The 15,070-nt window shown below is 70.7% G+C and carries 13 protein-coding genes; 12 read left to right on the top strand and 1 reads right to left on the bottom strand.

Annotated elements, in window-relative coordinates:
• Positions 1 to 100: 100 nt before the first annotated feature.
• From WA675_RS11055 to pdxS, 11 genes are all read left to right on the top strand, one after another.
• Positions 101 to 2,287 carry a SulP family inorganic anion transporter gene (locus tag WA675_RS11055; protein ID WP_442945601.1) on the top strand — a complete coding sequence of 729 codons (2,187 nt, stop codon included), beginning with the start codon at positions 101 to 103 and terminating at the stop codon, positions 2,285 to 2,287.
• Positions 2,288 to 2,526: 239 nt separating this feature from the next.
• Complete coding sequence (locus WA675_RS11050) at positions 2,527 to 4,746, top strand: bifunctional SulP family inorganic anion transporter/carbonic anhydrase (RefSeq protein ID WP_336084125.1); 2,220 nt, start codon at positions 2,527 to 2,529, stop codon at positions 4,744 to 4,746.
• A 43-nt stretch (positions 4,747 to 4,789) separates the two neighbouring features.
• Positions 4,790 to 5,281, top strand: a complete 492-nt coding sequence (locus WA675_RS11045; RefSeq protein WP_336084124.1) for a TIGR02611 family protein — start codon at positions 4,790 to 4,792, stop codon at positions 5,279 to 5,281.
• Entirely contained in the window at positions 5,278 to 5,949 is a 672-nt protein-coding gene (locus WA675_RS11040; protein WP_336084123.1) for a (2Fe-2S)-binding protein, read from the top strand. The genes WA675_RS11045 and WA675_RS11040 overlap by 4 nt, the downstream gene beginning before the upstream one ends.
• A 190-nt stretch (positions 5,950 to 6,139) precedes the next feature.
• Complete coding sequence (thrS, locus tag WA675_RS11035) at positions 6,140 to 8,197, top strand: threonine--tRNA ligase (protein ID WP_336084122.1); 2,058 nt, start codon at positions 6,140 to 6,142, stop codon at positions 8,195 to 8,197.
• Complete coding sequence (locus tag WA675_RS11030) at positions 8,194 to 8,754, top strand: HIT family protein (RefSeq protein WP_336084121.1); 561 nt, start codon at positions 8,194 to 8,196, stop codon at positions 8,752 to 8,754. The genes thrS and WA675_RS11030 overlap by 4 nt, the downstream gene beginning before the upstream one ends.
• Positions 8,755 to 8,759: 5 nt before the next feature.
• Positions 8,760 to 9,437, top strand: a complete 678-nt coding sequence (gene pgsA, locus WA675_RS11025; RefSeq protein WP_336084197.1) for a phosphatidylinositol phosphate synthase — start codon at positions 8,760 to 8,762, stop codon at positions 9,435 to 9,437.
• A 14-nt stretch (positions 9,438 to 9,451) separates the two neighbouring features.
• On the top strand, positions 9,452 to 10,357 hold the full coding sequence (locus WA675_RS11020; RefSeq protein WP_336084196.1) for a phosphatidylinositol mannoside acyltransferase: 906 nt from the start codon (positions 9,452 to 9,454) through the stop codon (positions 10,355 to 10,357).
• Complete coding sequence (locus WA675_RS11015) at positions 10,354 to 11,478, top strand: glycosyltransferase family 4 protein (RefSeq protein WP_336084120.1); 1,125 nt, start codon at positions 10,354 to 10,356, stop codon at positions 11,476 to 11,478. Before WA675_RS11020 ends, WA675_RS11015 begins: the two co-directional genes overlap by 4 nt.
• Positions 11,478 to 12,524: an NUDIX hydrolase gene (locus WA675_RS11010; RefSeq protein WP_336084195.1), complete on the top strand. Its 1,047-nt coding sequence runs from the start codon at positions 11,478 to 11,480 to the stop codon at positions 12,522 to 12,524. The genes WA675_RS11015 and WA675_RS11010 overlap by 1 nt, the downstream gene beginning before the upstream one ends.
• A gap of 151 nt (positions 12,525 to 12,675) precedes the next feature.
• Positions 12,676 to 13,596, top strand: a complete 921-nt coding sequence (gene pdxS, locus WA675_RS11005; protein ID WP_278264150.1) for a pyridoxal 5'-phosphate synthase lyase subunit PdxS — start codon at positions 12,676 to 12,678, stop codon at positions 13,594 to 13,596.
• A 108-nt stretch (positions 13,597 to 13,704) separates the two neighbouring features.
• On the opposite strand, the gene WA675_RS11000 is transcribed toward pdxS, so the two are convergent.
• On the bottom strand, positions 13,705 to 14,568 hold the full coding sequence (locus WA675_RS11000; RefSeq protein WP_336084119.1) for a helix-turn-helix domain-containing protein: 864 nt from the start codon (positions 14,566 to 14,568) through the stop codon (positions 13,705 to 13,707).
• Between the two features lie 88 nt (positions 14,569 to 14,656).
• Between WA675_RS11000 and WA675_RS10995 the strand changes: the two genes are divergently transcribed.
• The gene (locus WA675_RS10995; protein ID WP_336084118.1) at positions 14,657 to 15,070 is read left to right on the top strand and encodes an SgcJ/EcaC family oxidoreductase; all 414 of its coding nucleotides are present in this window, start codon (positions 14,657 to 14,659) and stop codon (positions 15,068 to 15,070) included.

The raw sequence follows: 15,070 nt of genomic DNA, 5'->3' as shown, positions 1-15,070 counted from the left end.
TGGCCCGACCCTGTGTCTCGGGTCCGTTCTCGCAGCTCAGCATCTATTGCCAGTGCCATGTTCGACCGATGAACCGGGCTCCTTCGCCCGGCGAAGGAGAATGATGACCGACAATGATCCTGGCCCGACCGGCATACTGCGGCAAGATCTTCCGGCCTCGCTGGTGGTCTTCCTGGTCGCGCTACCGCTGTCGCTGGGTGTGGCACTGGCCTCCGGGGCGCCGGTCGTGGCGGGATTGATCGCCGCGGCGGTCGGGGGAGTGGTCGCCGGATTGCTCGGCGGATCCTCGATCCAGGTGAGCGGGCCGACGGCCAGTCTCGCCGTGGTCGTCGCCGGGGCGGTACAGCAATTCGGCTGGGCCGCCATGTGTTTCATCACCGTGGGTGCCGGGGTGCTGCAGATCCTGTTCGGGCTGAGCCGGGTCGCGCGCGCCGCGCTCGGGATCGCGCCGGTGGTGGTGCACGCGATGCTGGCCGGGATCGGCGTGATCATCGCCCTGCAGCAGGTGCACGTGCTGCTCGGCGGGGCGACGGTCGGTTCCCCGTGGGAGAGCGTGCTGGCGCTGCCCCGGCAGCTGATGTCGGTGCACGGGGGCGACCTGTTCGTCGGGCTGCTGGTGATCGGCCTGCTGATCGGCTGGCAGTACCTGCCGCGGCGGGTCCGGGTGGTGCCCGGGCCGCTGGTGGCGGTGGCCGTGGCGACGGTGGTGTCGCTGGTGCTGCCGCTCGGGGTGGACCGGGTGCGGCTGGACGGCTCGCTGCTCGACGGCATCGGCCTGCCCGCGCTGCCGCACGGCGGCTGGGCGCCGATCGTGCTGACCATGCTCGCGGTCGCCCTGATCGCCAGCGTGGAGACGCTGCTCTCGGCGGTGGCGGTGGACAAGCTGCGCCCCGAACGCCGCACCGACTTCGACCGCGAACTGCTCGGCCAGGGCGCGGCCAATATGACCTCGGGCATGCTCGGTGGCCTGCCGGTCGCGGCGGTGATCGTGCGCAGCATCACCAATGCCAACGCGGGCGCCCGCACCAGGGCGGCCACCGTGCTGCACGGCTGCTGGGTGCTGGTGTTCGCGCTGGCGCTGGTGGGCCTGGTGCGCCAGATCCCGACCGCCGCGCTGGCCGGGCTGCTCGTGCTGATCGGGGTGCAGCTGGTCAAACTCGCCCACATCAGGCGCGCGCGGCGCACCGGCGACCTCTACGTCTACGTGATCACCGTGGCGGCGGTGGTGGCGCTGAATCTGTTGCAGGGCATGGTGATCGGGCTGATCGCCTCGTTCGCGCTGCTGCTGTGGCGGGTGGTGAAGGTCAGCGTCGCGGCCACCCCGCGCCCCGACGGCCGCTGGCTGGTGCGGGTCGAGGGACCGTGCACCTTCCTGGCCGTGCCCAAGCTCACCGCCGAGCTGGCCAAGGTGCCCGCGCGGGCCGAGGTCACCGTGGAACTCAGCGTGGATTTCCTCGACCACGCCGCCTGCGAGCTGCTCGCCGAATGGACCGCCGGGCGCGAATCCGCGGGCGGCGCCGTGGATGTGGTCGAACTGGGTACCGCGCGGATGGCCTGGGCGCACGACGGGCCACCCGAGCGCGGGCAGGCGCGCGAGGCCGTCGACCAGGCGATCCGGCCGTGGCGGCGCAGCGGCGGGGTCGACCCGATCGCGGCCGGTATCGCCGCCTACCACCGCGGCCACGCGCACCTGCTGCGCTCACACCTGGACGGGCTGCGGCACCGGCCCGACACCGACACCTTCTTCCTCACCTGCGCCGATGCCAGGATCGTGCCCAATGTGATCACCAGTAGCGGGCCCGGTGATCTGTTCACCGTGCGCAATGTGGGCAATCTGGTGCCGGTCGGTGGCAGCGACGTGTCGGTGGAGGCGGCGCTGATCTACGCGCTGGACAAGCTCGACGTGCGCTCGGTGGTGGTCTGCGGGCACAGCGGATGCGGGGCGATGGAGGCGCTGTACAAGCAGGTGCAGGCCGGTCCCGGTCTCGACGACTGGCTCGCGCACGCCCAGCCCACGCTCACGGCCTACCAGCAGGGGCATCCGGTCGCGGCGGCCGCGGCGCGCGCCGGATTCGGCCCGATCGACCAGCTCGGCATGGTGAACGTGGCGCGTCAGGTCGAGACGCTGATCGCCTATCCGGCGGTGCGCAGTGGCATGCGGGAACGCGGTGTCGCGGTGTCGGGGCTGTTCTTCGATCTGGCCACCGCGCGCGTGATCGAAGTCACCGCCGAGGGCATCGCCGAGTTCGACGACCGGCGAAGCGGATTGGCCGCGGAGCCGGTGTGAGCCCCGCCGGTGTGCGTCACACCACAGCGGGCCGGTCGTTATGGCGAGGCCCACTCTTTCTGCGGCACACTGGTTTTGCCATTTCTTTACCAATAGTTTGGATGGCCTGCCCGGTCCATCGTCGCACCGGGATTTTTCTTTTGCTTCACCGTGAGAAGCCGGTTCGCGGTCTCTGCCCGTACTGGACAAGTTGATCGTCGACCGACATCGGCCCAGCGCCGAGTCGGCGAAGGAGAGTCATGTCTGTAGAAAACGATCTCGCACCGCCTCGTACCGAGGCCGAGTCACCCAGCGGGTCACCCCGCACCGCGTGGCAGCAGACGCTGCTGCGCCACGATCTGCCCGCGTCCATCGTGGTCTTCCTGGTCGCGCTGCCCCTGTCCCTGGGCATCGCGGTCGCCTCCGGCGCACCGGTCGCCGCCGGTCTGGTCGCCGCCGTGATCGGCGGTGTCGTCGCCGGTCTGCTCGGTGGTTCGGTCCTGCAGGTCAGTGGTCCCGCCGCGGGCCTGACCGTCGTCGTCGCCGAATCCATCGCCACCTTCGGCTGGCGTGTCACCTGTTTCATCGTCGTCGCCGCCGGGGTGTTACAGATCCTGTTCGGCCTCAGTCGGATCGCGCGTGCCGCGCTCGCCGTCGCCCCGGTCGTGGTGCACGCGATGCTGGCCGGCATCGGCGTCACCATCGCCCTGCAGCAGATCCACGTGCTGCTCGGCGGCTCCTCGCACAGCACCGCGCTGCGCAATATTCTCGAACTTCCCGGTCAGCTGCTCGACCTGCACGGCGGCGGCGCCCTCGTCGGCGCCACTGTGATCGTGGTCATGGTCGGCTGGAAGCGCATGCCGCCCAAGCTGCGTGCGGTGCCGGGTCCGCTGGTCGCCGTCGTCGCTGGCACCGTGCTGTCGCTGCTGCTGCCCACCGACGTCGAGCGCATCGTCATCGACGGCTCGCTCTTCGACGCGCTGCAATTGCCGGAACTGCCCTCGGGCGACTGGTCGGCGGTGGCGATGATGGTGCTCACCATCGCGCTGATCGCCAGTGTGGAGAGCCTGCTCTCGGCCGTGGCCGTGGACAAGATGCACACCGGCCCGCGCACCAATTTCGACCGCGAGCTGATCGGCCAGGGCTCGGCCAATGTGCTGTCCGGGCTGGCGGGTGGCCTGCCGATCACCGGGGTGATCGTGCGCAGCGCCACCAATGTGCAGGCCGGTGCGCGCACCCGCGCCTCGGCGATCCTGCACGGCTGCTGGGTCCTGCTGTTCTCGGTGGCGCTGGTGGCGCTGGTCGAGCAGATCCCGACCGCCGCGCTGGCCGGTCTGCTGATCGTGATCGGCATCCAGCTGGTCAAGCTGGCCCACATCCGGCTGGCCCGGCGCACCGGCGACCTGCTCGTCTACGTCGTGACGATCCTGTCGGTGGTGTTCCTCAACCTGCTCGAGGGCGTGATCATCGGGTTGGCGCTGGCCTTCGGCCTGCTGCTGTGGCGGGTGGTCCGGGTGCAGGTGAGCGCGGTCCCACTGGACGGGCCGCGCTGGCTGGTGAGCATCGACGGATCGTGCACCTTCCTTGCCCTGCCCAAGCTCTCAGGCGAACTGGCCAAGGTGCCCGCCGGTGCCGACGTGACGGTGGAGATGACCGTCGACTTCCTCGACCACGCCGCCTTCGAGGCCATCGAGGACTGGCAGCGGCAGCAGGAAAGCAGCGGTGGCCGTGTCGATTTCGTCGAGATCGGCAGTGCCCGGATGGCCGGTGCGGCCGCGGCGCCGCCCGCGCGCGGCTTCGGCCGTCAGGTGTGGGACGAGGTCCTCGGGCCGTGGCGGCGGACCGAGTCCGACGCGGTGGCCGCCGGTGTCTCGGCGTTCCATCGCAGTCACGCGCACGTGGTGCGCCCGCACCTGGACGAACTGCGCGACAGCCAGGACCCGCACTCGTTCTTCCTGACCTGCTCGGACTCACGGATCGTGCCCAATGTGATCACCAGCAGCGGGCCCGGTGACCTGTTCACCGTCCGCAATATCGGCAACCTGGTGCCGCTGCACGGCGACGATTCGGTCGAGGCGGCGCTGGTGTTCGCGCTCGAGGAACTCGCGGTGCGCTCGCTGGTGGTGTGCGGGCACTCCTCCTGTGGCGCGATGAAGGCGGTGTACGCCGGTGCCGACACCGACGGCGGGCTGAACTCCTGGCTGGGCCATGCCGAGCCCAGCCTCGACCGTTTCCGCTCGGGTCATCCGGTGGCGCGCGCCGCCGCGGCGGCCGGGTACGGCGAGGTTGACCAGCTGAGCATGGTCAACGTCGCCGTGCAGCTCGAAACCCTGCGCCGGCATCCGGTGGTGCGCCGGGCCATCGCCGAGCGCGGGGTGACGGTGTCGGGCCTGTTCTTCGACATCGCGGGCGCGCAGGTGATCGAGGTGACCGCCGACGCGGTCCGCGCGATCGACGGTGAGGTCCCGGTCACGCTCTGATCGGCGAGACGCATCCGCGGCGGTCGGCTCGTAGGCTGGAACGATGATCAGCGAGCCGACCGCCGACGCCGTCCGCGCCGACCTCGACTCCGGTGACCCGGGGGCGACCACCGAGGCACCGGAGCGGTGGCACCGAACCAAACAGCGCGGGCGCGCCTTCCGGGCGGGCATCGCCCGGCGCCCTACCCTGAACTTCGGCTATCGCGTCGTGGTCGGGCTGATCGGTGGCATGGTCCTGCTCATCGGGATCGTCACCATCCCGTACCCGGGCCCGGGCTGGGCGCTCGTGTTCGCGGGCTTCGGCATCCTGGCCACCGAATTCGTCTGGGCGCATCACACCCTGCGGTGGGTCCGCGGGAAGTACCGGATCGTCATGGACTGGTACACCTCGCGCGGCTGGACGATCAAGGTGCTCGGCGCGGTGGCGACCTTCGCCCTCGTCGTGGTGACGCTGTGGCTGCTCGGCACATATTCGATGGTGGCAGGGTGGATCGGAGTCGATTGGCCATGGTTGCGCAGTCCCCTGATGTCGTGAGTGTCGTCCCCGGGCGCCTGCTCACCGATCCCGCCTGGATCGCGGCGCGCATCGACGAGATGGGCCGGTCCTGGGGCACCGATGTGCCCCGGGTGGCGGGCACGCTGTGGTGGTGCATGGTCGCCTCGGCCCTGGTCGGGCCGATCACCTCGGCCTACGCGGCGGGCCGTCCCGCGCCGGTCGCCGCGCTCGGGGAATTCGACTGCGAGGTCCGTCCGGACGGTGGCGTCGAACACGTCGGCTTCCACCGGGTCCCGGTCGACGCCGACGGGCGCGCCGTGCGCTCGGATGTCGGCGGGGAGCGCGGCGCGGGCGCGGCCGAGGAGGTCGGCGACGCGCTGCGGGCGACCCTGGCCGCGGTGATCGCCCAGGTCGCGGCGGTGTCCGGAGCGGGCATGCCCGCGCTGTGGGCGATCGTGGCCGACGCCGTCGGCAACCGCGCGCTCGACGTGGGCGCCCCCGAGGTCGGCGCCCGGCTGGCCGCCGACGTGGGATCCCGGCTGATCCCGCCCCGGTTCGTCACCGTCGGCGCGCGCACCTTCGTCAAGCGGATCTCCTGCTGTCTGGTCTACGAGGTCCGTGGCTGCCAGATGTGCACGAGCTGCCCGAAACGTCCCGCCGCCGAGCGGGCCGAGCTGCTGGCCGGGCTCGCGGGCCCGTCGAGCTGACCGAGCCGCCGTCCGGCGGTCCGGACCCGCCCGCGCCGCGCGTCCACCGCCGCCGTCGCCCAACACGCGGGCCCCGGTCCGTCGACACGGCCGGTCGGCGCGCCCGATAGCATGGGCGGCGTCGCAGGATGGACCCTGCGTACGTGCCGGATCGACCCGGCAGACACCAAACGTCAAGGAGAGCATTCCCGTGACCACCTCTGCACCCATCAGTCCTGTCGCCCTCGTCCGGGTGCAGGCCGGGACTACCGCGGGTGCCGCGGTGCGGGAGGCGGGCTTGCCGACCAAGGGACCGGGCACGATCGTGGTGGTCCGCGACGCCGAGGGCGCGCTCAAGGACCTGTCCTGGACCCCGGACGAGGACGTCGAGGTCGAGGCCGTCGCCGCCGACACCGAGGACGGCCGCAGCGTGATCCGGCACTCGGCCGCGCACGTGCTGGCCCAGGCCGTGCAGCAGGAATTCCCGGACGCCGTGCTGGGCATCGGCCCGCCGATCAAGGACGGCTTCTACTACGACTTCCGGGTCGACCGTCCCTTCACCCCCGAGGACCTGGCCAAGCTGGAGTCCCGGATGAAGAAGATCGTCAAAGGCGCGCAACGCTTCTCGCGGCGCGTGGTCGAGATCGACGAGGCCAGGGCCGAACTGGCGAAGGAACCGTTCAAGCTCGAGCTGATCAGCGACAAGTCCGGCATCGACGACCCGGAGGTCATGGAGGTCGGCGGCAACGAGCTGACCATCTACGACAACCTGGACCCGCGCACCGGCGAGAAGATCTGGGGCGACCTGTGCCGCGGCCCGCACATCCCCACCACCAAGTTCATCCCCGCCTTCAAGCTCACCCGCTCCTCGGCCGCCTACTGGCGCGGTGACCAGGACCGCGAGGACCTGCAGCGCATCTACGGCACCGCCTGGGAATCGACCGAGGCGATGGACGAGTACCTGCACCTGCTGGCCGAGGCCGAGCGCCGCGACCACCGCAAGCTGGGCCTCGAGCTGGACCTGTTCAGCTTCCCCGACGAGCTCGGCTCCGGCCTGCCGGTGTTCCACCCCAAGGGCGGCATCATCCGCAAGGAGATGGAGGAGTACTCGCGCCAGCGCCATATCGACGCGGGCTACGAGTTCGTCAACACCCCGCACATCACCAAGGGCCACCTGTTCGAGGTCTCCGGTCACCTCGACTGGTACCGCGACGGCATGTTCCCGGCCATGCACCTCGACGCCGAACTCAACGAGGATGGCACCGTGCGCAAGCCCGGCCAGGACTACTTCGTCAAGCCGATGAACTGCCCGATGCACAACCTGATCTTCCGCTCGCGCGGCCGCTCCTACCGTGAGCTGCCGCTGCGGATGTTCGAGTTCGGCTCGGTCTACCGCTACGAGAAGTCCGGCGTGGTCCACGGCCTGACCCGGGTGCGCGGCATGACCCAGGACGACGCGCACATCTACTGCACCCGTGAGCAGATGCACGCCGAGCTCACCACCACGCTGCAGTTCGTGCTCTCGCTGCTGCGCGACTACGGCCTCGACGACTTCTACCTCGAGCTGTCCACCAAGGACCCGAAGAAGTTCGTCGGCTCCGACGAGCTGTGGGAAGAGGCCACCGAGACCCTGCGCAAGGTGGCAACCGACTCCGGCCTGGACCTGGTGCCCGACCCGGGCGGCGCCGCCTTCTACGGCCCGAAGATCTCCGTGCAGGCCAAGGACGCGCTGGGCCGCACCTGGCAGATGTCGACCATCCAGCTCGACTTCAACCTGCCCGAGCGTTTCGAGCTCGAGTACACCTCTTCCGACGGCACCAAGCAGCAGCCGGTGATGATCCACCGCGCGCTGTTCGGCTCGATCGAGCGGTTCTTCGGCGTGCTCACCGAGCACTACGCGGGCGCCTTCCCGGCCTGGCTCTCGCCGGTGCAGGTGGTCGGCATTCCGGTCGCGGAGAACTTCGCCCCGCACCTGGACGCGGTGATCGAGCAGCTGCGCGCCGCGGGCGTACGCGCCCAGGTCGACCGCAGCGACGACCGGATGCAGAAGAAGATCTTCAACCAGACCGCGCAGAAGGTGCCGTTCATGCTGCTGGCGGGCGCGCGGGACGTGGAGGCGGACGCGGTGAGCTTCCGTTTCCGCGACGGCACGCAGGTCAACGGCGTGCCGGTGGCCGACGCCATCGCTACGATCACGTCGTGGATCGGTCACCGTGTGAACACGTCGCCCACGGCGGAGGGTTTCGAGGTCGTCAAGGTGACCTCATGAGCGAGAGCATCGCCTCCGAGGCGTCGGCGGGATCGATCGTCGACGCCGGGGCCGGGCAGCCCGACCGGTTGCAGCGGCTGTGGACCCCGTACCGGATGTCCTACATCACCGGCGCGGTCAAGCCCAAGGACGCCACCGGGCACCCGTTCACCGATATCCCCAAGATGTCGGACGAGGACGGGCTGATCATCGCCCGCGGTGAACTGGTCTACGCCGTGCTCAACTTGTACCCGTACAACCCAGGGCACATGATGGTGGTGCCGTACCGCCGGGTAGCCGACCTGGAGGACCTCACGCCCGCCGAGAGCGCGGAACTGATGGCCTTCACGCAGCAGGCCATTCGCGTGATGAAACGGGTCTCGCGACCCGCCGGATTCAACGTGGGTCTCAACCTCGGCGGGGTGGCCGGTGGTTCGCTCGCCGACCACCTGCACCAGCACATCGTTCCGCGCTGGGGCGGGGATGCGAACTTCATCACCGTGGTCGGCGGGGTGAAGGTGATGCCTCAGTTGTTGCGCGAGACGCGGCAGCTGCTGGCGGAGGCGTGGGAGGACTAACTACCGTGCTCAGCTTCTTCGGCCGCCAGACGTTTGCGAAAGCGACTGCGCCGCTGGGCAAAGCGCTCGTCGGGACCGGGCTCACCCCGGACGCGATGACACTGATCGGCACCGCCGCGACCATCACCGCGGCGGTGACGCTGTTCCCCTCCGGGCACCTGTTTTGGGGGACGATGGTCATCTGGCTGTTCGTCATGTTCGACATGCTCGACGGAGCGATGGCCCGGGCCCGCGGCGGCGGCACCAAGTACGGCGCGGTGCTCGACGCCACCTGTGACCGGGTGGCCGACGGCGCGATCTTCGCCGGGCTGGCCTGGTGGGCGGTCTATCACGAGCAGAGCAAGCAGCTGTTCGTGGCGACGCTCATCGTGCTGGTCACCTCGCAGGTGATCTCCTACGCCAAGGCGCGCGCCGAGGCCAGCGGGCTCTCGGCCGACGGCGGGCTCATCGAGCGACCGGATCGGTTGGTGATCGTGCTGGTCGGCGCCGGATTCACCGGCATCGGCGGGTACTGGGGCATCGAGTGGCTGACCTGGGCCGTGTACGTGGCCATGTGGGCGCTGGCGGTGCTGAGCATCGTCACCGTGTTCCAGCGGGTACTCGCGGTGCGCAACTCACCCGGCGCGCGGGTGGTCGTGCCGCCCGCCGCGCAGGCGCCGGAGGCGGAGGGATCGGCGTCGTGACGCTCGCCGAACGGATGAGCGACTGGGGCTACGCGGCAGGCTGGCGGCTGGTGCGCGCCGCCCCGGAACCGCTGGCCCGCAAGATCTTCGATCTGGGTGCCGACCGCGCGGTCAAGGGCGGTGGGTCCGCGCAGCTGCGGCGCAATCTGGCCCGGGTGCTCGGGGTGGCGCCCGACCAGGTGCCCGGGGAGCTGATGCGCGCGAGTATGCGCTCCTACGCCCGCTACTGGCGCGAGGCGTTCCGGCTGCCCGGCATGGACCACACCACCATCGACTACTACGTCGACGGTCTGGAACATCTCGACGCGGCGCTGGAACAGGGCCGCGGCGTCATCTTCGTGCTCCCGCACTCGGGCAACTGGGACATGGCCGGGGTGTGGCTCGTGCAGCACTACGACACCTTCACCACGGTGGCCGAGCGGCTGAAGCCGGAATCGCTGTTCGAACGGTTCGTGGCCTACCGCGAGAGCCTGGGCTTCGAGGTGTTCCCGCTCACCGGCGGTGAGCAGCCGCCGTTCGGGCAGCTCGCCGAGCGGCTGCGGCAGAACCGGATCGTGTGCCTGATGGGCGAGCGCGACCTCACCGGCAAGGGTGTGCCCGTCGACTTCTTCGGCGAACGCACCTGGATGCCCGCCGGGGCGGCCAAGCTCGCCATCGAGACCGGTGCCGCGCTGCTGCCGGTGCACGCCTGGTTCACCACCGAGGCCGACGGCACCGAGGGCTGGGGGCTGAAAACCGGTGCGCCGGTGGATGTCTCGGCAGGCGTGGCCGCCGCCACGCAGGCGCTCGCCGACGAGTTCGCGGCGAATATCGCCCAGCATCCGGCCGACTGGCACATGCTGCAACCGCTGTGGGAGGGCGACCTGTCCGCGGAACGGCTGGCCCGCATCGCCACCCAGCAGGCCGGGGGGCCGCGGTGAGGATCGGGATGGTCTGCCCGTACTCGTTCGACGTACCCGGCGGGGTGCAGGCCCATGTGGTCGAGCTGGCGCGGGTGTTCCTCGAACGCGGGCACAAGGTGAGCGTGCTCGCGCCCGCCTCCGACGACACCCCGCTGCCCGATTTCGTGGTGTCGGCGGGCCGCGCGGTGGCGATCCCGTACAACGGCTCGGTGGCGCGCCTGTCGTTCGGCCCGATGGCCTACACCCGGATCCGGCGCTGGATCGACAGCAACGACTTCGACGTGCTGCACATCCACGAGCCCAACGCGCCCAGCCTGTCGATGCTGGCGCTGAAGATCGCCGAGGGCCCGATCGTCGCGACCTTCCACACCTCGACCACGAAATCGCTGGTGCTCAGCACTTTTCAGGGCGTGCTGCGGCCGTATCACGAGAAGATCAGCGGGCGTATCGCGGTCTCCGAGCTGGCCCGGCGCTGGCAGGTGGAGGCGCTGGGTTCGGACGCGGTGGAGATCCCCAACGGCGTCGACGTCTCGGCGTTCGCGCGCGGGGCACTGCTGGACGGGTACCCGCGCGCGGGCAAGACGGTGCTGTTCCTCGGCCGCTACGACGAACCCCGCAAGGGCATGGATGTGCTGCTGGGCGCGCTGCCGGAACTGGTCCGGCGTCACCCCGAGGTGCAGATCCTGATCGTCGGGCGCGGGGACGAGGACCGGTTGCGCCGCGAGGCGGGCGAGCACGCGCGGCACCTGCGCTTCCTCGGGCAGGTCACCGACGCGGAGAAGGCCGCGGCCATGCGCAGCGCCGATGTCTACGTGGCGCCGAACCTGGGCGGGGAGAGCTTCGGCATCATCCTCATCGAGGCGATGGCCGCGAGCACCCCGGTGGTCGCCAGCGAACTGGACGCGTTCCGGCGGGTGCTGCGCGACGGCGCGGCGGGCCTGCTCACCCCGGTGGGTGATTCGGCGGCGCTGGCCGAGGCCATCGACACCGTGCTCACCGACGACCGGACCCGGGAGCGGCTGGTGCGCACGGCCGGTCAGGTCGTGGCCGGATACGACTGGCCGGTGGTCGCCGAACAGATCCTGCGGGTCTACGAGACGGTCACCGTCGGCGACGCGACAGTACGGGTCGCCGGATGATCACCTTCTCCGCGACCACCGTCCTGGTCCTCGGCCTGGTCGCCCTGCTCGTGCTCGCGCTCGGCGTGTGGGCCTATTCGACGGCCAACCGGCTCGACCGGCTGCACGTGCGCTCGGACCAGTCCTGGCAGGCGCTGGACGCGGCGCTGGCCCGGCGGGCCGTGGTGGCGCGCGCGGTGGCCATGGCCGTGGCCGGGCCGGTCAGCACCGATCCGCTGCGCGGTGACCGCGCCGCCCAGCTCGCCACCCTGGCCGACCGGGCCGAGCGCGCCGACCGCGCCGACCGCGAGACGGTCGAGAACCAGCTCTCCGCCGCGCTGTCGCTGGTCGACATCGAGCAGCTGCGGCCCCAGCTGGTGGCCGAACTCGCCGACGCCGAGGCCAGGGTGCTCATCGCGCGCCGCTTCCACAACGACGCCGTCCGCGACACCCTCGCCCTGCGCACCCGCCGTCCGGTGCGCATCCTGCACCTGGGCGGCACCGCGCCGCTGCCGCACTACTTCGAGATCACCGAGCGCGCGACCCCGGCCGCCGCGACGGGCCTGGAGGTACACACCACCCGCACCGCCGCCCGGGTGGTGCTGCTCGACGAGCAGGATCGCGTGCTGCTGCTGCGCGGGCACGACCCGACCGCTCCCGAGGTGCCCTTCTGGTTCACCGTCGGCGGCGGGGTGGAGCCGGGGGAGAGCCTGCGCGACGCGGCCGTCCGCGAAATCCATGAGGAGACCGGCCAGCGCGTCGATCCCGCGGTGCTGCGCGGCCCACTGTGGCGGCGGGTGGCGGTGTTCCCGTTCAACGGCGAGCTGATCCGCTCCGAGGAGTTGTTCTTCACCCTGCGCGCCCCCCGGTTCGAGTGGCGGCCCGCCGCGCTCAACGCGCTGGAACGGCGCACCATCACCGACCATCGCTGGTGCACCCCCGCCGACATCCGCGCGCTCGAGGAGCTGGGCGAGGCGGTCTACCCCTACCACCTCGACGAACTGCTCGCCGAGGCCGCGACCGCCGCAGGCGACGACACCGACCACGTCGTGCGCTCGATCCGCTGAGACGCGGGCCACTCGAGCAGGCCAGCGACCGTCGGTCGGCGCGTTGTCGCAGGTCGTGGCAAGGCCAGTGGACCGCAACTGGCTATGAAGACCGATTTCGGGCGGATCTAGAATCGACGGTGTCCACCACCGAGCGACCTGATTGGCGCCCATGACACAGGAGACAGCCGTGACTACGCCTGAGACCACCACCACCGTCGGCACCGCCCGCGTGAAGCGCGGCATGGCCGAGATGCTCAAGGGCGGCGTGATCATGGACGTGGTCACCCCCGAGCAGGCCAAGATCGCCGAGGACGCCGGCGCCGTGGCCGTGATGGCGCTCGAGCGGGTGCCCGCCGACATCCGCGCCCAGGGCGGCGTCTCCCGGATGAGCGACCCGGACATGATCGACGGCATCATCTCCGCGGTGTCCATCCCCGTGATGGCCAAGGCCCGCATCGGCCACTTCGTCGAGGCGCAGATCCTGCAGAGCCTGGGCGTGGACTACATCGACGAGTCCGAGGTGCTCACCCCGGCCGACTACGCCAACCACATCGACAAGTGGAACTTCACCGTCCCCTTCGTCTGTGGTGCCACCAACCTGGGCGAGGCCCTGCGCCGCATCACCGAGGGCGCGGCCATGATCCGCTCCAAGGGCGAGGCGGGCACCGGTGACGTGTCCAACGCGACCACCCACATGCGCACCATCCGCGCCGAGATCCGCCGCCTGACCTCGCTGTCGGCCGATGAGCTGTTCGTCGCCGCCAAGGAGCTGCAGGCCCCCTACGAGCTGGTCCGTGAGGTCGCCGAGACCGGCAAGCTGCCCGTCGTCATGTTCACCGCAGGTGGCATCGCCACCCCCGCCGACGCCGCCATGATGATGCAGCTCGGCGCCGAGGGCGTGTTCGTCGGCTCCGGCATCTTCAAGTCCGGCAACCCCGAGCAGCGCGCCGCCGCCATCGTCAAGGCCACCACCTTCTACGACGACCCGGACGTGCTGGCCAAGGTCTCGCGCGGCCTGGGCGAGGCCATGGTCGGCATCAATGTCGAGGAGATCCCGCAGCCGCACCGCCTGGCCGAGCGCGGCTGGTGATCGCCCGCCCGATTCCCGTCGGGCACTGAGGTATTCGCTCCGGCGGACGTCGCACCTCGCGGCGTCCGCCGGAGCCGTCTCACGACCGGTCGAGGTCGAGCGCGTCGCTCATCCGCCGGACGACGGCGTGATGGGCGCCGAACGGATTCCGCGGGCCGGTTCAGGTGGCGGGGGTGGGGTCTCGTAGAGGGCGCGCAGGGTGGTGGCCGTGGTGTCGTCGAGGGGGTAGAAGAGTTCGACGGCCAGTTCGGCGAGGGTGACGTCGGCGGGGGCGCCGAAGGTGACCATGGTGCTGAACAGGCGGAGTTCCCCAGCCGGGGTGTGGATGCGCAGGGGGACCGCGAAGGGGCCGACCGGGATGGGGGCGGGGTCGGGGCCCTCGTCCGGTGGGACGGGATAGGCGACGACCTCGTTGTAGAGCGCGCGCAGCACCGGGTCGCCGGTGGCCCGGACCTGGCGGTGCAGCCGCTCGAGCAGGTAGGTGCGGACCTCGGCGAAGTTGACCGTGCGGATCGGAGCGTCCGGTGGGTCGGGGGTCAGGGCGAGTCGGTAGACATTGGGTGGCCGGTCGCCGGGGAGGTCGGGGATCGCGCCGAACAGGCCCATCGCCCGGTTGGTGGTGACCACGTTCCAGTGCCGGTCCACCGCCACCGCCGGATACGGTTCGTGCGCGGCCAGCACGGTGTCCAGGGCGGTGCGGGTGCCGTCGGCGTCGTCGAGTCCCGTCTCGCGGTACTCGGGGGCGAAGCCGCCCGCCAGGAGCACCGTATTGCGTTCGCGCAGTGGAACGTCCAGTGTCTCGCACAGTTTGAGCACCATGGCTCGGCTCGGCTTGGCCCGGCCGGTCTCCACATACGACAGATGGCGGGTGGAGCTCTCGGCGGCCAGCGCGAGCTCGAGCTGGCTCAGCCGCCGCCGCTGCCGCCATTCGCGCAGCAGCGTGCCGACGGGACTGTCTCGGGGGCTGTTCACCGTGCCAGGGTAGCCACGTCGCGATGGTCGACTCCATGACCTCGGAGGTCATGGAGTTCATGACCGTCCCGCTGGCACCGTGGGACGCATGAGCACCGAACTCGATCACACCGCGACCGCCCAGGAGGCGGTCCTCGCCCTGCTCCGCGCCCAGATGGCCGCCTGGGCCGCCGGGGACGGCGCCGCCTTCGCCGCCACCTTCACCGAGGACTGCGATTTCGTCTCCTTCCTCGGCGAATTCATCCGCGGCCGTGCCGCCCTGGCGGCCGAGATGCAGCGCGGCTTCGACGGATTCATGCACGGCACCCACCTGGCCGAACCGCTCCGGCGCACCCTGCGCTACCCCACCCCCGATACCGCCGTGCTGATCACGATGACCCCGCGCCCGGCACCCCCGGACACCCCGGCCGGACCCGAGCGGTCGATCCAGACCCGGGTCGCGGTCCGCACAGGGGACCGCTGGCTGTTCACCAGCTTCCACAACACGCCCGTGCGGGCCTGA

The organism is Nocardia sp. SSK8, assembly GCF_037034205.1.
Classification (GTDB): Bacteria; Actinomycetota; Actinomycetes; order Mycobacteriales; family Mycobacteriaceae; genus Nocardia.
This window is presented reverse-complemented; position numbering and strand designations above follow the sequence as displayed.